The organism is Enterobacter sp. YSU, assembly GCF_016082135.1.
Classification (GTDB): domain Bacteria; phylum Pseudomonadota; class Gammaproteobacteria; order Enterobacterales; family Enterobacteriaceae; genus Enterobacter; species Enterobacter hormaechei_C.
Genome location: NZ_CP059487.1, coordinates 1,000,739 through 1,017,748, shown reverse-complemented (window position 1 = coordinate 1,017,748; position 17,010 = coordinate 1,000,739). Strand labels below are relative to the sequence as shown.

Below are 17,010 nucleotides of genomic sequence, written 5' to 3'. Positions count from 1 at the left end.
GCGGCTGCGCCTGACCCGGCCTACGGATTGTGCGTTTCGCCGGGTGGCGGCTGCGGAATTGGGTTTTGTAGGCCCGGTAAGCGCAGCGCCACCGGGCGATTTTACAGAGGCAGGCGCATGGCGCAGCGGGAACCATACGCTAAACCGTGCGCCGTCTCTTCCTCGCGTTTCTGGCGCAGTTCCGGCGTCAGCGTCGTCATCATTTCAAACCCTAATCGCCTGTAGAAGGGCGCATTCCACGGGACATCACGAAACGTCGTTAACGTCAGCGAGTTCAGCCCCAGACTGCGGGCATGCGCGGCGGCACGGGCGATTAACTGGCGTCCAAGACCTCGTCCCTGACAGTCCAGGTGAACCGACAGTTCCACAATAAACAGCGTCGATGGATGAGCTTCGGCGAGAATAAAGCCCACGGGCCTGTCGTCAGCCAGCGCCAGCCAGCTTAATCCGCGTCCGGCGTAACCGAGGTGATCTTCAACAGAAATAACCTCATTGTCTGCCAGCCAGGCCAGCTCAGGAACGTCGCGAAACCGCTGCCCCGCCGCGCGTTCAATGGCGGGCAGGGCAGCGACGTCGTCGATGCGCGTCGGGCGAAGAGTGAACGCCGTCATCAGCCAGCGCTGCTCACAATTTTAATCTCCACCATGCCGATCCCCAGCTTGCGCGGAGCGTGACCGAGAATATTCCCTTCGTTAGTGGACTGCGGATCGGGTGGCACAATGACCAGCGTATTGCTGCGCGTTGGGTTATCGAAGTGCAGCGTGCTGGTGGTGACGTCATTGCTCAGCGTCAGCGTCTGTTCTTTATCACCGACGCGCACCGGTATAGGACGGTTTGCGTTGGGACCAAATGCCCTGGCGGTGATCACCAGATCGAATTTCTCCGGCAGCGGATGGGTATACTCAATTTTCACCTCATCGCCCAACTGCGCGTTAGACCAGCGCCCCCAGGATTCCGGCCGTGAAATACCGCTGAACTGCTTCACCTCTTCCGGTGCGCCGGCAACATTAAAGATGAAGCTGTCTGCTTTATAACGAATGTCGTTGTCGACGATTTTCAGCAGGTCTACGTTGCGCTGATAGCGTGCGGTATCAATAACCGTATCTTTAAACGCGGTTTTTCCCTGCCACTGCGGTTTGTCAACGTGTTGCACGGTCTGCTCGCCGCCGAGTTGCCCCTGAGAAACGCACCAGTCGGTGGACAGCGACAGCTGTTGCGACCAGAGCTGGCCCATTTTGTAGCATTTGTCGACCCAGACGAAATTATCGCGCGGGGCAAATTCCGCCAGCTGGAAGCGCAGTGGCGCGGAGTATTCGCTTTCCGGCAGCGGCTCGACGCGGTTATCCGACACGCGCAGCAGCAGCGGCAGGCGGAAATGGCTGCCGGAGAACGCGATCATTTTTTTATCCTGATCGATGGTGAAGTCTTTTATCTCTTTCGGGAAGTTCCACAGACGAATGATATCCGGCTTACAGGCGAGGATTTTTTCCTTCATGTTGAGGAAGATTTCCGACAGGGACTGGCCCGACAGCGTACTGCGGCCCAGGCCAATGAAGTTATCGCCACCCAGAATATCCAGCACGGTAGCGCCGTTATCCATCGAGTTACGTTTAGCGGCAATGATCTCCTGCTGCGGTTTATCGCCGCGCAGCACAAAAAACAGGTTGCTGCGATCCAGCTTATTCAGTTCATCCCAGGCGCTGTTTTTCATCGCCAGATGGTCAGATGAGACGACGATGACCGTATTTTTGAAATACGGCGACGCTTTGATTTTCTCGATTAACGCCGCGATATGCTCCTGGCTACAGGTCACGGCGCTGAACGACTTGTTGTTTTTACCGTCAATGTCATAGCCCTGACGTTTACAGGTGCGTGAGACGAAACCATCCGGATGATGCGTGTCAACGGTCAACGCAAACAGCGAGAAGCGTTTACCGGCGCGGGAAAGCTCCTCGAATTTCTTCCAGGTTTCATCCAGAACGGTATCGTCGTAAAAGCCCCAGTCGTTGCGGTAGGCCGGATCGGCCACCGTGGTTTTCAGCTCTTCGGAACCATACAAGTGATCGAAACCGTGGGATTTCAGGAACACATCTTTCCCGGCAAAGCGCAGGTTAGCGCCCTGCATAAAGTAGTTTTCATAGCCCGAGTTTTTCAGGATATCGCCGAGGCAAATGTTCTGCGGGAAGAAGCTCGACATTGAGGCGGAGGCGTTGCCTTCAAACGGGGCGAACAGCGGAATGCCGCACTGGGAGGCCACCATCCCTGCGATGGTGTAATCCGTGCCAGGGAGCTGCATGGTGTGGCTGAAGTCGAGGCCCTGGTTTTTCAGTGCGCCAAGCTCTGGCGTCAGGTTCGGGAAAGCATCGTTATCAAAATAGGTGCGTTCCAGACTTTCGCCGTAGATATAGACCAGGTTGAGTCTGGGATTGTCGATCTTCTTCGAGGGTTCTTTGTAATAGGCCGCAAAGTCCGGATCGCCATCACGCGACTGGGATTTTACCAGCTCGGTAATTTGATGGAATGCCGGGCTGGCATCCACGGAGGCCAGCGCCAGGCACAGCGCCAGCAGGCTGTAGCCATGATGATGCGGACGGTGACGGCGACGGCGCAGAACCCAGGCCAGCGCGGCGAAGATGCCCACCAGGGCGACCACCAGCCCCAGACCCGGAAGGATGTACTTACCCACACCAGCGCCGGTCAGGCTGTTGGTCAACGTGTAGAGCACCGCGTCGTTAATACCGTCGCCGGTAAAGTAATCGCTGGCATATAACGTAATGTTTAAAACAATAAAAATGCCGAGCACCACCAGGGTGGCCACAAACCACCAGGTGTGACGACCGGCTTTCCAGGCATAAACGCCGATGGAAGCCAGGAAAAGGACAAGGGACATTAACTCTGACAACAGCAGATCCTCATCATGCCGGACGCTTAGCCGGCTAATTGCTTATTTTTTGGGTAATACAATGTAATTGCGATGTCGCTTAGCTGCAATTTTAGTGTCACGAAAGTGTGCTGTTGTTAGGATTTGGTTTATAAAATCGGATTTTTGAATACAGTCGCATCGTGGCACACGGAGGCTGAGGTGGTGGCAGGGGGTAAAAAAACGCACTTCACGCCGCGGTGTAAGACTAACGTAATAAACCCGGCGTGTTGTGGCAGAAAATGGGAGGCGATCAGGAGAGGAAATTAACGCCTTGTTTCAGCACCAGATCGCAGGCTTTCGTTTTCACCTGTTTCGCCAGAGATGAATTTCCAAGGGTGCTGAGGTTCAGCTGCTGGCCATTTTGCGCATTCAGCAGACCCTGAATACCGTCCATATAGTTGGTGTCCGCTTTCTGCTCCTGGGTGTCCAGACCCAGTTTACCCAGCACCTGGTTTTTGATGTTTTCGGTATCGGTGACGGAAGCCAGTTTCTGCTTCGCGCAGTATTCCAGAATGCCCGCCGCGTTGTTCATCGTTCCGGCGCTCAGGCTTTGGGAGCTGTTACTCAGCAGGCCGGTGAGGGACGAGGCTGACAGCCCGCCCTGGGAAGTGCCGCTCTCTTTGGTTAACTCACTTGCTGCGCTGGAGAGCGACTCCTGCCATGATGCGGCCTGCGCTGCGCCAGTCACCAGCAGGGCGCCAGTAAGGATGCTGATAAGGAACTGTTTTTTCATAATGATTTACTCAACAAGGTCCGTTTTGGGCCAAAAGTGGGTTCAGTATATACCTCTGCTCTTCCGGTGCTCCCTGGAAATATCTTAATACTCTTTGCCGGTGACGCGGCTGCGATAGCTGTCCCAGTCGAAGATGACGTACAGGCTGTTACCCAGCTTCATGCGATCCATCACCCGCTCGCCAAGAAGTCGGGTCATCTCGTCGATATTGTGGTTCGTCAGCATACCGGTCGGGCGTTTTGACGACGAACGGCGATCGACAATCTGATTGATGATCACTTTTTCGTAGCGGGACTCCGTCTGGACGCCGATCTCGTCGATGACCAGCAGATCCACGTTACTCAAATCATTCAGCAGCTGTTCTTCGCTGATTTCGCGGTTACTGAAGGTGTCCTTCATGGCGGACATAATATCGGCCACGGTGATAATCAGCACTGACTTCCCGCGCAGCAGCAGCTCGTTGCAGATTGCGGCCGCAAGGTGATTTTTCCCCGTGCCGGGTTTTCCGCTAAAGATGAAGCTGGCAATGTTGCCGTCAAATTCATCCACGTACTGGCGCGCCTGGTTGAGGGCGTTCATCTGCCCCTGTGACTCGACCTTATAATTCTCGAAGGAGCAGTTCTGGTGCAGAGGGCGAATGCCCGAGCGGTTAAAGGTGCGCTGCATTTTCATCGCGCGGTTTTCGCGGGCGAGGGCAGCCGCGCGAATTTTACCCTGCTCTTTTTGCCATGCCAGCAGCTCTTCACCGGTGGTGAAGGCGGGCTTCACGTTTGCGGGCATCATCTTCTGCAAACGTTTCATCAGGTCGCCGACGTTTTTCATTTCGCACCTCGGAATCCATCAGGGATTTTTTTGTCCGGTTCTGAAAAGGCATTGATATCACGTTTTGGCTGGCCATTGTTGCTGGCGCGGTTGATTTGCAGACTGCGCGCGAACTTTTGCTGCCACTGAACATGGTGGAAGACTTTTCCTTCAGCCTGCCAGTAAGCGGTAAAGGCCGCCAGCTCTTCTGGCGTCGCGGGCTGCGCGAGGGCTATTCCCCATAAGGCCGCCTGCCGCTGAAAATCGGCGTCCGGCTGCCAACCGGCGTACATGGGAAATTTCCCCATTGGAACGGCCACCGGGGCGCTGGCGGGTTCGTCAAAAAACTGATTATCCAGCATGACATCGCTCGCCGGACGCGACAGCTTCGCTTCAATTTCCAGAAGCTGCGCCAGACGTTCCGGCGTGACCGCATAAAACGCCGGGGCGTTGTCGGCAAATACCGCGAGCGTGCCGCCTTCGGCGTGCGTCAACACACCGCGAGGATCGCGCATAAAGGCATCAATGCCAGCAATGCTGGTGGTCAGGATTCTGGAGGACATAACACTTTCTCAACTGATTACTACGGACGTGATTGAGGGTTATGGTAGCACAGAGAGAGGGGGAGGAAAGGAGAGGATTTCCCCGGCGGCGTTACGCTTACCGGGGCTAAAATCACAGGCGGCAGTTTACGCGATGATGTTCAGCGTCACGTCGATATTGCCGCGCGTCGCGTTAGAGTACGGACAGACGATATGCGCTGCATCCACCAGTTTTTTGGCTTCCGCTGCGTCCATCCCTTCAACGTGGATGTTCAGCTTCGCTTCGATACCAAAACCGGTTGGCAGCGGGCCAATCCCCACTTCGCCTTCAATAAAGGCGTCTTTTGGCAGAGCGAATTTGTCGCGTGCCGCAACGAACTTCATTGCGCCCAGGAAGCAGGCGGAGTAGCCCGCAGCGAACAGCTGTTCAGGGTTGGTTACTTCACCCCCCATGCCGCCCATCTCTTTTGGCACACCCAGTTTGACATCCAGAACGCCATCGGAAGACGTTGCGCGGCCATCACGGCCTCCAGTTGCTTTGGCTTTGGCAGTGTAGACAACTTTTTCTAAAGACATGGCAGGTTCCTCATCTTACGTTTATATGCACTATTAAATAGCGCGCGATGTATTAAGTTAGAATCAGACGCGTAAAGTATAGCCTTACGCGCGATGAAGCTGTTGGCGCAAAAGTTCGAGCTGTTGCTTGAGCGCCAACATGGTGTCGGTATCACACTGCGCTGCACAGCCCACGGCGTGGGGTATCGTCACGGCCTGCTGTTGCAGCGCCCGACCCGCGTCGCTCAGGGTGACGGCGACCTGACGCTCATCCTGACGGGAACGCTGGCGGAAGATTAATCCTGCGCTTTCCAGGCGTTTCAGCAGGGGAGTCAGCGTGGCGGAATCCAGGAACAGCCGCTCGCCAATGTCTGACACCGTGATATCATCCTGCTCCCACAGCACCAGCATCACAAGGTATTGCGGGTAAGTCAGGTTAAGCGGCGCCAGCAGTTGCCGGTACAGCTTGTTAAGCGCCAGATTTGCCGAATAGAGGGCAAAACAGAGCTGGTTATCCAGCAGAAGCGCGTTGGTGGTGTCGTTCGTTTTTGCGTCCATGAAATGAATATAGATAGCGCACAATACAATTGCAAGCGATTTTATTATACGCGTGGACGTTTGCGGTAAAGCCATAATCCGGGGATCGACAGGCCGATGGAGAGCGCGCCCACAATCGACGAGGCTTTAAGGAAATTGCTCAGAAGCAGGATCATCTGCGGTTCGCTGTAGCCAAAGTGGCTGATTTTGACGGCGGAGATCATCGCCGTATAGGCTGAAATGCCCGGGAACATAGGAATGACTGCCGCCACGGTGAACACTTTCGGGTGCGCCAGATACCAGCGGGACCACTGAATACCGATGCTGCCGACCAGCATGGAGGCGATAAACGTCGACCATTCGATATTAAAGCCCGAGGTCATCATGATCATACGTGAGCCGTGGCCAATGGCACCCAGCAGCGCACACCAGGGTAATGCACGCTGTGGTACGTTAAACACCATCGCAAAGCCAACGGCGGGAAGGGCTGCCAGGAGCATGTCCTGCGCCAGTGCGAGCAGAAAATCCATCACGCCCATCCGCGTAACCCCCAGAGTGTCATGGCCATTACCACCCCGATACAGGTCGCCAGCGTCAGCAGGCTGGCTATCGCCCAGCGCGCCAGACCGGTGTTGATGTGGCCTTTGAACATATCAGCGACGGCGTTGATTAAGGGAAAACCCGGCACCAGCAGCAATACGCTGGCGGCCATCGCAACAGTAGGCGTGCTGGCGAAGTAAGGCTGGCGCAAAAGCAGGCCGGATACGGTTGTCGCCACGAACGCCGTGATGCAGAAGTTAATTTGCGGATGCAGTTGCCTGTGCGTCAACAACTGGCGGACATACATCGCGATGCTGCTGGCAAAGAAGGTCACGACAGCGCCGTCCCAGCCGCCCGCGTTGAGCTTGCAGAAGCAGGCGCAGGAGAGTCCCACCATCAGCACAACCAGCCAGCGTAGATACCGGAGAGGTTTGATCTGGTTGAAGCGTTTCTCTATCTCCCGCAGATCGAGCAGCTTGTGTTCGGCAAGGATCACGATGTGCTGTACCTCCGTCACGACGTGCATGTTAATGCCGCGGTCATGATTTTTACGGGTGGAAGTGAGGCACTGCCCGTCTTTAATGGTGGTCAGCACAATGGCATTTGACGAGATGGAGCTCTCAACGCTGTCCATCCCCAGCGCCAGCCCAAGGCGTGTGGAAAGTTCTTCCACGAGGGCGCTTTCTGCCCCGTGTTGTAAGAGAAAAAGCCCGCACTGAATACATAGCCGCGTGGTAGCACGTTGCGTAGACCGATCTGCCTGCATGAAACGCCCTGAAGAGAAGAGAGATTGCTTACTTTTAACACAAAGGGCAGGGCCCTTTGCGCTGGGCCAGATCAACATTTGTGCAATCAGTCGCGTGAGCAGGGGGAGAAAACCGCACTTTCTATTTGTTTAATGAATATAAAAATAGAGATTTATAAAGACAATATATTAAGTATTTCTAATTTCATATTTTCAATCTTTTCACGCAATCTTAATTAAAGTTTTGTGGTCTTTATGCGATATTAAGCCAGTATTGGGCGTTTCTTAACCCATGTGATATTTCTTCTGATTTGCGAGTATTAAGCCGTTTTGTACTGAGGGATGCAAGCGTGTTTAAACTCGTAGGGTTAGTTCGTTCTTAAATAATGAATTCATGACAGGGAGGGTCTATGTTGCCATTGAATGGTAAACACGGAGTGGTGATTAGTAGAGTGCCAGTTATGCAAAATGGGCTAGGTGGCGTCATGACGCGTCATTTTCCTGATTTTGAAATAACGTACTGCCGTTCGATGCAGGAGTTGACGCTACTACAATTGCGTCGCGCTGGGGTCGTTATTGCCGATATTTCAGGTGAGTATCGTAATCCTCGCGGCACGCTTGAGCAGTATTATGGATTAATGAATCAGTATCGGGACATTCACTGGATATTCCTTGTCTCGCGTCCCCTTTATCCACTTGCAGTAGAGCTTCTTATGCGTCCGGAAAGCACGCTGCTTTCGGATATGGAACCGATCGAAGGCGTTATTAACGCTATTCGCGCGGGCAGTGAACGTGCCGAGCGAATAAGCCAGACGTTATTAATACCGGAAACGTCCGATATTGAAGAAGAGAGTGAGCAAATGATTGCGCTCACCCACTCTGAACGCAAGGTGTTGCGTTTATTAGGTAAAGGTTGGGGAATCAACCAAATAGCCACGCTGCTGAATAAAAGTAATAAAACGATCAGTGCACAGAAAAACAGTGCAATGCGCCGCTTATCACTTCGCAGTAATGCCGATATGTACGCGTGGATAAGCAGTACCCAGGGAATGCGAGAACTCAGTTTAATGTCGGCTTATGGAGAGTTTGAGGAATGGAAAAGACCACTGCAACAAGACATATCGCCGTCATCGAAAGCTGCTCAATGAGCGCTGTAGGGCTGAAGCATCTCTTTGCGATGCCCGCCCTGAGCCATTACCAGGTGCACCTGTTTAGCAGATTCGCCAGCTTTAAAGCGGCGCTCTCGGATATCTCATTCTATGCGGTTATCTATTCACTGTCTGATGAGCGTGAAGAGCGGAGAAACTGTCTGGCCTGTTTACGGGATCTCACCTTCACCCACAGCGACGTCCAGCGTATCGTGCTGGCCTCTGACGAAATGGAGGCAAGGCTGGTCAGCCATCTTTCGCCTTCTCGCTTGCATGGGATAATCAGTAAATCGGTTCCGCTAAAGCAGCTAATGGAGGGGCTGGAGACATTACTCAGCGAAACGCATCAGGTGAATGACAACATGTACAATCACTGGTGTGTTAGCCAGAATCGTATGTTAAGCCCAACCGAAAGGGCAATACTGCGTTATATGTCATCGGGATTTTCAATCCCTGAAATTGCGGCGCAGCTTGAACGCAATATTAAAACCATCCGGGCGCATAAGTTTAACGCAATGGTAAAGCTGGGCGTCAATTCTGACGTGGGATTACTGGATGCGGCGGATATCCTGGCGCATCTCCCTGCCCGGGAAGTGCGTCGTTCAGCTCTCACCGTTCCTTCATTCTCTCAGCGTTAAGTGGTGCGCCAGAGTTCTTCTGGCGCAACGTTTAAGTGCAGACATCGACCCATTTTGCTGCGGTCAGCTCCGCCATTCTGTCGGGCGATATACGCACCGCACTGTGGATGGCACCCGCTGCGGGTAACACTTCCGCGTACTGTTTTAATGTGATGTCACAGTAAACAGAGAGCGGATTTTCCAGTCCGAAAGGGCAGACGCCGCCAACAGGATGACCCGTCAGGGTGACTACCTCATCGCTGCTGAGCATGCGGGCTTTTGCGCCGAATGTCTCTTTAAGCTTTTTGTTATCCAGACGCGCATCGCCTTTTGCAACCACCAGAATCACGTCATTTTTAATTTTCAGTGACAGCGTTTTGGCAATTTGGCCGGGTTCAACGTTGTGCGCGGCAGCAGCAAGGGCAACAGTCGCTGTGCTTTGGTTAAGCTCAATGATCTCTATATCCGGAGCGTGTTCGGCAAAAAACTGTTGTACAGACTGCAAACTCATTGATTCCTCCTGACAAATATCCTGCGTAATCTGTCATAAGAATTTAGTCGCTGTAAATATCCCTTAAGTAACAAATATCCGTCAGGGGCGATTTCTGGATCGCCTTCACATTCACAGAAACCGGTTACAGTAACCGGTTGCAGAGCATGATGCAGAGATTAATACTAAGTGTGTAACTTCCCCTGTATCTAATAATAAGAGCTAATTATGAAACCATTCCGTTTGAGCAGTACCGCAGGTACACGATCCGGCAAGGTTGTGACGCTGATGTATGGAACAACGTGTGACGTGAGAGCGTCCAAAACGAACGTCTGACAGGAGATCTGCTATGTCTGCCAACCACGCTGCATTTAATCTGATTTTCCGCTTCGTTGAAAATTATGTCAGCCCTATTGCCGGGCGCATCTCTTCCCAGCGTCACGTTATGGCTATTCGTGACGGGTTTATCTCAGCGATGCCGTTTATGATTGTAGGCTCGTTTTTATTAGTGTTCGCTTACCCGCCTTTTTCGCCAGATACCACCTGGGGTTTTGCTCGCGCCTGGCTGGATATGGCGAAGCAGTTTGAAGGTCAAATTCTGACGCCGTTTGATATGACAATGGGGGTGATGTCCCTTTATATCTGTGCGGCTATTGCCTACAACCTGGGCAAACATTACGTTAAAACGCATCAGCTGGATCCGTTCATGTGCGCGATGCTGTCGCTGATGGCGTTCCTGCTGGTCGCCGCCCCTAAAACCAAAGGCGCTTTACCGGTGGATAGCCTGGGAGGGACCGGTATTTTCACCGCGATTCTGGTGGCGATCTATTGCGTTGAGATGATGCGTTTCCTGAAAGCACACAATATCGGGATCCGCCTGCCAGACCAGGTTCCACCGATGATCAAAAACTCGTTTGACCTGCTGATCCCGGTGCTGGTAGTGGTGCTCACGCTATACCCGCTGAGCCTGCTGATCCAGTCGCAGTTCGGTATGCTGATCCCACAGGCCATCATGTCGATATTCAAACCGCTGGTCTCTGCGGCTGACTCGCTGCCTGCGATCCTGCTGGCGGTGCTGATTGGCCACCTGCTGTGGTTTGCCGGGATCCACGGCGCGGCGATTGTCTCCGGGATGCTGCAAATGTTCTGGCTGACAAACCTGGGGGCGAACCAGACCGCGCTGGCGGCGAGCCAGCCTTTGCCACACATCTTTATGGAAGCCTTCTGGACGTTCTTTATCGTTATCGGCGGATCGGGGGCGACGATGGGGCTGGTGTTCTGCTATCTGCGTAGCCGCTCCGCGCACCTGCGCTCCATTGGACGTCTGAGCGTGGTACCAAGCATTTTCAATATCAATGAACCGGTGATTTTCGGTACGCCGATTGTGATGAACCCGGTGTTCTTTATTCCTTTCCTGCTGGCGCCGATGGTTAATGCCGTGCTGGCATGGGCAGCGATGAAGTTTGATCTGATTGGCCGCGTGATTTCCGTTGTGCCGTGGACGGCACCGGCTCCGGTTGGTGCCGCCTGGGCGCTGGGCTGGGATTTCCGTGCAGCCATTCTGGTGCTGGTTTTGGCCTGCGTTTCCGCCATTATCTATTTCCCGTTCTTCAAGGTGTACGAGAAACAGTTGCTTCAGCAGGAAGCGGAAGAAGCACAGCGTAATGGAGAAGAGGAAAATCAGCAGGTCGCTTAGGTAAAAGCAAAACGGCAACGCAGGTTGCCGTTTTTAATGTTTGTTCCCTCTCTCTGCGGGTTTCAGGCCGGGCCAGACTACTTAAGCGTGCAATCGCCACACTGCTGCACGTCCGGCAGACGGTAGCGCTGACAGCAGGTACGACGTACCAGAAGTCCCTCACGCGGAACCACGGTGCGGTAAAGAGGGTTATCCCGTCCATCCGACAGCTGTCTGGCAAAGAAACAGCTCTGACGCAGTGCATCCACTTTCTCGTCGCCGAGCAGCGGCTTCATCTCCGTTAAATACCAGTGGATAAGATACCCGGTATTACTCCAGATCAGTTTGCCGTTAATCTCTCCCGTCGCTTCCAGCGCATCAATGACCGGAACCAGCGCTCTTGTAATCAGCCGTTCCATACGCGCCTGCGCTGACAGGTGTCTCGCGCTCGGATCTTCGTGTACATCAATCCAGAAACAGGCAGCACGCCCGGTTTCATGAAACTCAACATGGAAATGTTCCGACGAGAGATCGAGCATCGTTTCCTGGGTCAACAGGGCCAGCATGACAGGCGGCACCATCAGCCCGATATACCACTGTGCCCAGAGGGATAACAGCGGTTTGTTTTCCCGCGTCAGGGTAGGTTGGTTACGATAAATATGGTCGGAATAGGTTGCCAGCAGTGACCGCAGCTCCGCAGGGCGTTGCCACTCAGTCAGCGTCAGAGCATGATGCGGCGGTGCTTCATCCAGTTTGATGAAATCCAGCAGATGGGCGCGCGTTACGGCAATTTTTTCCCGAATGGCATCCGCAAGCGTCGTTTCCCCGGCGGAGAGTGGAGCTCGCCAGAGCAGGGGCTCAACGATGTGTGCGGTACGAGTCGCCATAGTGTGGATTACAAATCTAAATGATAATGATTGCCAATCCTAACTATAGATAAAACCGAGCGCAAGCGTTTTATCCTGGCGCTGTGAAGGCGGTTTCAGGCGGTATGAAGCTCGTCGCTCAGCAGAATGCTGTTGCGTCCCATATGCTTGGCTTCATAGAGGGCTTTATCGGCTTTCGCCAGCGCGCCTTCAACGTCTTCACCCTCGAACATGGCGATGCCGATGCTGATGGTCACGTTAGTGGCGACGCTTTCGTTAAACATATGGGGGATTTTAAGATCGTAAACCTTCTGACGTATGCGTTCAGCCGTCTGTCGCGCTTGCTCCAGCGGGATGTTACTCAACAGCACCATAAATTCTTCCCCGCCAAACCGGGCGACAACATCGCGTGAGCGCACGGCGTCGCGTATCGCAGCCGAGACCCTGATCAAGGCCTGATCGCCCATCATATGGCCATAATGGTCGTTGTAGGCTTTGAAGTGGTCGATATCCATCAGCAGCACGAAGTGCTCGCCAGCGTCAGGCCTGGGAAGATTCTCCAGCCGGCTTTGCAGCCCGCGACGGTTATATAGGCCGGTGAGCGGGTCCATCATGCTGAGATCGGTCAGGGTTTCGCGCTCCTCCAGCAGTTCGGAAAGCAGCTCCTGGGCGAAACGGTCATTGCGCCGCTGAAGAACATGATGGATACCAATGGCGACCACCGGCAGCGCGAAAAAATAGGCCATTCTCAGCCAGTTTTCGGACGGACTAAGCCACAGGCAGGATATAAAAGCGGGAAATGAATGTAACGTAAAGGCTTTAATATTACTTGCGAACGCCAGAGACCCTATAAAAAGCACTGTTAATAGCGCCATCATTAAATAGGTCGCGTGATCGTGCGTGATTAACAGAAATTTAGAGACGATCTGCCAGGCCCATAAAAGACCAAAAATAGCTGAAACAACAGGGATATTTATTTTTCGCGTGCTGTTTTTCCAGTGCCAGATAAGTAAGCCTGTGCTGATAGTCAGTACGGCAAAGAGCGGGACTGATAACACACGCACGGAATAGAGAGGGTTTGTTACCGAGAACAATGCTGATGCGGCGTTCAGAAATAAAAACAAACGTAAAGATAGCTGATATTTCTTGTTGACTAAAGACAGCCAGGATTGTGATGTCATATGCGTGCGTTTTTATTAAAACTCAATTAAAACAATGAGCAAGGTGTTGTTGTGTAATATTGGGCGCTAAAAAATTGAATTTTTATTATCAGAAAAACTTTATCGGAAGTTAACAGGTGGGCAATTTATCACCTTACACATTCTCTGTCATTATGGGAAAGCAATTGCTGGCGCAATTTCTTACGTAGCATACTGACAAGTGATAATTACTATCATATGATACTGGTTATCATTATCAGTGCGAGAGGTGAAACCATGTTGAGCAAAGCGCTGGGAAGTGGGTGGGGAATATTACTGCCTGGTTCCATTATCGGTGGGCTAATGTTTGCCGATCTCCCCATTGATGTCTGGAAAGCAATGATTGTTTCAGGCTTGCTGGTGACATCCGCAATGATCTGGCACAAACAGTTACGGCATTACGTGCTGCTGCCATCATGCGTTGCGCTAATCAGTGGACTGCTGGTGATTCTGATGAGTTTGAAATAAAAGGGAAAAACAGGAGGCACTGCTGAGGGGATGTAAGATAATTGGTGCGAGGGGGGGGACTTGAACCCCCACGTCCGTAAGGACACTAACACCTGAAGCTAGCGCGTCTACCAATTCCGCCACCTTCGCACAGTCATCTTACTGGTTTGATATCGCCTCGTTGGTGCGAGGGGGGGGACTCGAACCCCCACATCCTAAGGACACTAACACCTGAAGCTAGCGCGTCTACCAATTCCGCCACCTTCGCCCAGTGCGAGCAATATCAACGTGATTTATGGTGCGAGGGGGGGGACTTGAACCCCCACGTCCGTAAGGACACTAACACCTGAAGCTAGCGCGTCTACCAATTCCGCCACCTTCGCATACCATCGACACTGTAAAAGTATCGTAACCACGGAGGCGCATTCTAGATGTTTTCAGCTTTACGTCAACAGAAAATTGCGCACGTTGTTTTGATTGCTGCAAAAATGGGCGATGGCAGCGTCAGCCATCGCCGGACCGGGGGGTTACTTTTTCGCCTGGCGCGTCATCACGGTGCGATAGACCTTAAAGCGGCCCGTCTGGGCGATCACTTCGTGGAAGCCAAAGGTTTCATCCAGCACTTTCGGGTACGCGAGGAAGGCGTTCGCTACGATACGCAGCTCACCGCCGCTGTTGAGGTGACGGGTTGCGCCACGGATCAGCGTTTGCGCCGCTTCAAGGCTGGTCTCCATTCCGTCGTGGAACGGCGGGTTAGAGATGATCATGTCAAAGCGACCGGTCACGTCGGAGAAGACGTTGCTGGCAAACACGTCACCTTCTATGCCATTCGCAGCAAGCGTGGCGCGGCTGGCTTCTACTGCCGGGGCGCTCACGTCACACAGGGTTAAACGCACTTTTGGTGAGTGGCTGGCGAGAACCGTTGACAGCACGCCCGCGCCACAGCCGACGTCCAGCACCTTGCCCTTGGTGTGAGGCGTCAGGGTGGACAGCAGCAGCTTGCTGCCCGTATCGAGCGCATCACGACTGAACACGCCCGGCAGGGTTTTAATGGTCAGGCCGTCGAGCTGGTACTCGTCCCAGAAAGCGTCGGCATCGAAGGTGGTCTGTTTTTCCAGACGACCATGGTACAGTCCGCAGCGACGGGCGCTGTCGATTTTCGTCAGCTGCGCCCAGGCTTCGAGCATCTGCTCTGCGCTACGCACCCCGCTGCGGTTCTCACCGACAACAAAAATATCGCATCCGACCGGCAGCAGAGAAAGCAGGTTCATCAGCTGGAACTGGGCTTCCGGCTTGTTTTTCGGCCAGTAGTAAATGAGCGTATCGCAGTCAGCAATATCGCTCTGCTCCGCCGCCAGGCTAAAGCGCGCGCGCTCGCCCATCTGGCGGCTCAGCACCTGCCAGTGGTGATAGTACTGGGTGTGGGCACGGCTTTCAGCACAGTCGAAACGCGCGGGCAGGTCATCCTGCATATCTCCGGCAAACAGAATACGGCTTTCTTCGAAATCATCACTGTGACGCAGCAAGACTTCACTTGCCGGGGTAAATGCAGACATGAATTGTTCCTCAATAAACTCAGGCGGGGATTATAGTAGGTAGATGGCGCAGTTTCGACACATTTGCTATATTTGCGCGCCTGAGAGACAGGAGTTTTCGCTATGACATCCCGACGAGACTGGCAGTTGCAGCAGCTGGGCATTACCCAGTGGGCTTTGCGTCGCCCGACGGCGTTGCGGGGCGAAATAGCCATCTCCATCCCTGCGCATGTCCGCCTGGTGATGGTGGCAGAAGCGCCGCCTGCCCTGAACGAGCCCCTGATTGAGGATGTCCTTCGCACCCTGAAGGTGACCCGCGATCAGGTATTACAGCTGGCGCCTGAAAGCGTCGCGATGCTTCCCCCTGACAGCCGCTGTAACAGCTGGCGAATCGGGGCGGTGGACGAGCTACCTCTTGAAGGAAGCCAGATCAGTTCGCCAGCGCTGGACGAACTGAAAGCCAACCCAAAAGCGCGTAGCGCGCTATGGCAACAAATTTGCGAATATGAACACGATTTCTTCCCTCACGACGGCTGACCTGACCACCGCGTTCGCGATTGAAACCCGCGCCCATGCCTTTCCGTGGAGCGAAAAGACGTTTGACAGCAATCAGGGCGAACGCTATTTAAATCTCCGCCTGGACGTTGACGGTGCGATGGCTGCGTTCGCCATCACGCAGGTCGTTCTGGACGAGGCGACGCTGTTTAATATTGCGGTCGATCCCGCTTACCAGCGCCGCGGGCTGGGCAGGGAACTGCTTGAGCACCTCATTCGTGAGCTGGAAACCCGTGACGTTTTCACCCTGTGGCTGGAGGTGCGCGCGTCCAATGTCGCCGCCATCGCGCTCTATGAAAGCTTAGGCTTCAACGAGGCGACTATCCGCCGTAACTACTACCCCACCGCAGAGGGACGTGAAGACGCCATTATCATGGCTCTGCCGATTGGATAACGAAAATAAGGTTGTAACGATGAAATGGGACTGGATTTTCTTTGATGCCGACGAAACGCTGTTTACGTTTGACTCGTTCGGCGGCCTACAGCGGATGTTTCTCGACTATAGCGTGACGTTCACCGCGGAAGATTTTCAGGACTATCAGGCGGTGAACAAACCGCTGTGGGTGAATTACCAGAACGGAGCCATCACCGCGTTACAGCTTCAGCATCAGCGTTTTGACGTGTGGGCTGAACGGTTAAACGTCAGTCCTGGGGTGCTGAACGAGGCCTTCCTGAATGCGATGGCGGATATCTGCGCGCCGCTGCCCGGCGCCGTTTCTCTGCTGGATTCGCTGAAAGGGAAGGTGAAGCTTGGGATCATTACCAACGGCTTTACCGCGCTTCAGCAGATCCGCCTTGAACGCACCGGCCTGCGCGATCATTTCGACGCGCTGGTGATCTCCGAAGAGGTGGGCGTACCGAAGCCGGATCCGCGTATTTTCGATTATGCGCTGGCGCAAGCGGGCAATCCTGACCGCGATCGCGTGCTGATGGTGGGGGATACGGCAGAATCTGATATTCTGGGAGGTATGAGATCGGGCCTGTCGACCGTCTGGCTGAATGCGCATGGTCGCACGCTGCCGGAAGGCATCGAGCCGACCTGGACCGTTACGTCATTGAACGAACTGGAGCAGCTCCTGTGTAAACAATGATTGCCTGCCCC

20 protein-coding genes and 3 tRNA genes are annotated in these 17,010 nt (G+C 53.7%); 7 read left to right on the top strand and 16 right to left on the bottom strand.

Annotation, left to right across the window (positions count from 1 at the left end; genetic code table 11):
• Nucleotides 1-101: 101 nt before the first annotated feature.
• The 9 genes from H2Z33_RS04940 to H2Z33_RS04900 form a co-directional block, all read right to left on the bottom strand.
• Nucleotides 102-611: a GNAT family N-acetyltransferase gene (locus H2Z33_RS04940; protein ID WP_063135011.1), complete on the bottom strand. Its 510-nt coding sequence runs from the start codon at nt 609-611 to the stop codon at nt 102-104.
• A complete protein-coding gene (gene opgB, locus H2Z33_RS04935) occupies nt 611-2,902 on the bottom strand; it encodes a phosphatidylglycerol--membrane-oligosaccharide glycerophosphotransferase (RefSeq protein WP_063135012.1) in 2,292 nt (763 codons plus the stop codon). The genes H2Z33_RS04940 and opgB overlap by 1 nt, the downstream gene beginning before the upstream one ends.
• Nucleotides 2,903-3,173: 271 nt before the next feature.
• Nucleotides 3,174-3,656, bottom strand: a complete 483-nt coding sequence (locus H2Z33_RS04930; protein ID WP_015572603.1) for a DUF2501 domain-containing protein — start codon at nt 3,654-3,656, stop codon at nt 3,174-3,176.
• A gap of 84 nt (nt 3,657-3,740) precedes the next feature.
• Nucleotides 3,741-4,478, bottom strand: a complete 738-nt coding sequence (gene dnaC, locus H2Z33_RS04925) for a DNA replication protein DnaC (RefSeq protein WP_063135013.1) — start codon at nt 4,476-4,478, stop codon at nt 3,741-3,743.
• The gene (gene dnaT / locus H2Z33_RS04920) at nt 4,475-5,020 is read right to left on the bottom strand and encodes a primosomal protein DnaT (protein WP_003856579.1); all 546 of its coding nucleotides are present in this window, start codon (nt 5,018-5,020) and stop codon (nt 4,475-4,477) included. Before dnaT ends, dnaC begins: the two co-directional genes overlap by 4 nt.
• A gap of 126 nt (nt 5,021-5,146) precedes the next feature.
• The gene (locus tag H2Z33_RS04915) at nt 5,147-5,575 is read right to left on the bottom strand and encodes an organic hydroperoxide resistance protein (RefSeq protein ID WP_003856578.1); all 429 of its coding nucleotides are present in this window, start codon (nt 5,573-5,575) and stop codon (nt 5,147-5,149) included.
• Nucleotides 5,576-5,659: 84 nt separating this feature from the next.
• Entirely contained in the window at nt 5,660-6,112 is a 453-nt protein-coding gene (locus H2Z33_RS04910) for a MarR family winged helix-turn-helix transcriptional regulator (protein WP_015572604.1), read from the bottom strand.
• Nucleotides 6,113-6,156: 44 nt separating this feature from the next.
• Nucleotides 6,157-6,630, bottom strand: a complete 474-nt coding sequence (locus tag H2Z33_RS04905) for a threonine/serine exporter (protein WP_015572605.1) — start codon at nt 6,628-6,630, stop codon at nt 6,157-6,159.
• The gene (locus H2Z33_RS04900) at nt 6,621-7,397 is read right to left on the bottom strand and encodes a threonine/serine ThrE exporter family protein (RefSeq protein WP_063135014.1); all 777 of its coding nucleotides are present in this window, start codon (nt 7,395-7,397) and stop codon (nt 6,621-6,623) included. The genes H2Z33_RS04905 and H2Z33_RS04900 overlap by 10 nt, the downstream gene beginning before the upstream one ends.
• Before the next feature lie 389 nt (nt 7,398-7,786).
• On the opposite strand from H2Z33_RS04900, the gene H2Z33_RS04895 reads away from it, so the two are divergent.
• Nucleotides 7,787-8,524, top strand: coding sequence for a helix-turn-helix transcriptional regulator (locus H2Z33_RS04895; protein WP_017383841.1), 738 nt, complete (start codon nt 7,787-7,789; stop codon nt 8,522-8,524).
• A complete protein-coding gene (gene bglJ / locus H2Z33_RS04890) occupies nt 8,521-9,162 on the top strand; it encodes a DNA-binding transcriptional activator BglJ (RefSeq protein WP_017383840.1) in 642 nt (213 codons plus the stop codon). Before H2Z33_RS04895 ends, bglJ begins: the two co-directional genes overlap by 4 nt.
• 31 nt (nt 9,163-9,193) lie before the next feature.
• Here bglJ and H2Z33_RS04885 read toward each other — a convergent pair whose 3' ends face one another.
• Nucleotides 9,194-9,652: a YbaK/EbsC family protein gene (locus H2Z33_RS04885; protein WP_063135015.1), complete on the bottom strand. Its 459-nt coding sequence runs from the start codon at nt 9,650-9,652 to the stop codon at nt 9,194-9,196.
• Nucleotides 9,653-9,980: 328 nt separating this feature from the next.
• Here H2Z33_RS04885 and H2Z33_RS04880 point away from each other — a divergent pair, with 328 nt between their 5' ends.
• Nucleotides 9,981-11,327, top strand: a complete 1,347-nt coding sequence (locus tag H2Z33_RS04880) for a PTS cellobiose transporter subunit IIC (protein ID WP_003856571.1) — start codon at nt 9,981-9,983, stop codon at nt 11,325-11,327.
• Between the two features lie 77 nt (nt 11,328-11,404).
• On the opposite strand, the gene fhuF is transcribed toward H2Z33_RS04880, so the two are convergent.
• The gene (gene fhuF, locus H2Z33_RS04875) at nt 11,405-12,193 is read right to left on the bottom strand and encodes a siderophore-iron reductase FhuF (protein ID WP_003856570.1); all 789 of its coding nucleotides are present in this window, start codon (nt 12,191-12,193) and stop codon (nt 11,405-11,407) included.
• A gap of 95 nt (nt 12,194-12,288) precedes the next feature.
• Nucleotides 12,289-13,353 (bottom strand): GGDEF domain-containing protein, encoded by a 1,065-nt coding sequence (locus H2Z33_RS04870; RefSeq protein ID WP_033486722.1) that lies wholly within the window; start codon nt 13,351-13,353, stop codon nt 12,289-12,291.
• Nucleotides 13,354-13,569: 216 nt separating this feature from the next.
• Here H2Z33_RS04870 and H2Z33_RS04865 point away from each other — a divergent pair, with 216 nt between their 5' ends.
• The gene (locus H2Z33_RS04865; protein ID WP_026080652.1) at nt 13,570-13,839 is read left to right on the top strand and encodes a DUF1435 domain-containing protein; all 270 of its coding nucleotides are present in this window, start codon (nt 13,570-13,572) and stop codon (nt 13,837-13,839) included.
• Nucleotides 13,840-13,881: 42 nt separating this feature from the next.
• On the opposite strand, the gene H2Z33_RS04860 is transcribed toward H2Z33_RS04865, so the two are convergent.
• The 4 genes from H2Z33_RS04860 to rsmC all read right to left on the bottom strand — a co-directional run bounded on the left by H2Z33_RS04860 (nt 13,882) and on the right by rsmC (nt 15,374).
• A tRNA-Leu gene (locus H2Z33_RS04860) sits at nt 13,882-13,968 on the bottom strand.
• A gap of 32 nt (nt 13,969-14,000) precedes the next feature.
• Nucleotides 14,001-14,086: transfer RNA gene (locus H2Z33_RS04855), tRNA-Leu, on the bottom strand.
• A gap of 28 nt (nt 14,087-14,114) precedes the next feature.
• Nucleotides 14,115-14,201: transfer RNA gene (locus H2Z33_RS04850), tRNA-Leu, on the bottom strand.
• Between the two features lie 144 nt (nt 14,202-14,345).
• Entirely contained in the window at nt 14,346-15,374 is a 1,029-nt protein-coding gene (rsmC, locus tag H2Z33_RS04845; protein ID WP_063135017.1) for a 16S rRNA (guanine(1207)-N(2))-methyltransferase RsmC, read from the bottom strand.
• Nucleotides 15,375-15,476: 102 nt separating this feature from the next.
• Between rsmC and H2Z33_RS04840 the strand changes: the two genes are divergently transcribed.
• From H2Z33_RS04840 to yjjG, 3 genes are read left to right on the top strand one after another with little or no spacing between them, the layout of a single operon-like run.
• A complete protein-coding gene (locus H2Z33_RS04840; RefSeq protein WP_023295888.1) occupies nt 15,477-15,890 on the top strand; it encodes a DNA polymerase III subunit psi in 414 nt (137 codons plus the stop codon).
• Nucleotides 15,859-16,302, top strand: coding sequence for a ribosomal protein S18-alanine N-acetyltransferase (gene rimI / locus H2Z33_RS04835; RefSeq protein ID WP_063135018.1), 444 nt, complete (start codon nt 15,859-15,861; stop codon nt 16,300-16,302). Before H2Z33_RS04840 ends, rimI begins: the two co-directional genes overlap by 32 nt.
• Before the next feature lie 19 nt (nt 16,303-16,321).
• A complete protein-coding gene (gene yjjG / locus H2Z33_RS04830) occupies nt 16,322-16,999 on the top strand; it encodes a pyrimidine 5'-nucleotidase (RefSeq protein WP_063135019.1) in 678 nt (225 codons plus the stop codon).
• Nucleotides 17,000-17,010 lie beyond the last annotated feature (11 nt).

Bases quoted from the DNA above. Each gene is read 5' to 3' on its own strand.
- H2Z33_RS04940 (WP_063135011.1), bottom strand. From the start codon at position 611: ATGACGGCGTTCACTCTTCGCCCGACGCGCATCGACGACGTCGCTGCC.
- bglJ (WP_017383840.1), top strand. From the start codon at position 8,521: ATGAGCGCTGTAGGGCTGAAGCATCTCTTTGCGATGCCCGCCCTGAGC.
- H2Z33_RS04900 (WP_063135014.1), bottom strand. From the start codon at position 7,397: ATGCAGGCAGATCGGTCTACGCAACGTGCTACCACGCGGCTATGTATT.
- H2Z33_RS04930 (WP_015572603.1), bottom strand. From the start codon at position 3,656: ATGAAAAAACAGTTCCTTATCAGCATCCTTACTGGCGCCCTGCTGGTG.
- H2Z33_RS04895 (WP_017383841.1), top strand. From the start codon at position 7,787: ATGTTGCCATTGAATGGTAAACACGGAGTGGTGATTAGTAGAGTGCCA.
- dnaT (WP_003856579.1), bottom strand. From the start codon at position 5,020: ATGTCCTCCAGAATCCTGACCACCAGCATTGCTGGCATTGATGCCTTT.
- H2Z33_RS04915 (WP_003856578.1), bottom strand. From the start codon at position 5,575: ATGTCTTTAGAAAAAGTTGTCTACACTGCCAAAGCCAAAGCAACTGGA.
- fhuF (WP_003856570.1), bottom strand. From the start codon at position 12,193: ATGGCGACTCGTACCGCACACATCGTTGAGCCCCTGCTCTGGCGAGCT.
- H2Z33_RS04870 (WP_033486722.1), bottom strand. From the start codon at position 13,353: ATGACATCACAATCCTGGCTGTCTTTAGTCAACAAGAAATATCAGCTA.
- H2Z33_RS04905 (WP_015572605.1), bottom strand. From the start codon at position 6,630: ATGGGCGTGATGGATTTTCTGCTCGCACTGGCGCAGGACATGCTCCTG.
- H2Z33_RS04910 (WP_015572604.1), bottom strand. From the start codon at position 6,112: ATGGACGCAAAAACGAACGACACCACCAACGCGCTTCTGCTGGATAAC.
- H2Z33_RS04880 (WP_003856571.1), top strand. From the start codon at position 9,981: ATGTCTGCCAACCACGCTGCATTTAATCTGATTTTCCGCTTCGTTGAA.
- rimI (WP_063135018.1), top strand. From the start codon at position 15,859: ATGAACACGATTTCTTCCCTCACGACGGCTGACCTGACCACCGCGTTC.
- H2Z33_RS04865 (WP_026080652.1), top strand. From the start codon at position 13,570: ATGATACTGGTTATCATTATCAGTGCGAGAGGTGAAACCATGTTGAGC.
- dnaC (WP_063135013.1), bottom strand. From the start codon at position 4,478: ATGAAAAACGTCGGCGACCTGATGAAACGTTTGCAGAAGATGATGCCC.
- H2Z33_RS04885 (WP_063135015.1), bottom strand. From the start codon at position 9,652: ATGAGTTTGCAGTCTGTACAACAGTTTTTTGCCGAACACGCTCCGGAT.
- yjjG (WP_063135019.1), top strand. From the start codon at position 16,322: ATGAAATGGGACTGGATTTTCTTTGATGCCGACGAAACGCTGTTTACG.
- rsmC (WP_063135017.1), bottom strand. From the start codon at position 15,374: ATGTCTGCATTTACCCCGGCAAGTGAAGTCTTGCTGCGTCACAGTGAT.
- H2Z33_RS04840 (WP_023295888.1), top strand. From the start codon at position 15,477: ATGACATCCCGACGAGACTGGCAGTTGCAGCAGCTGGGCATTACCCAG.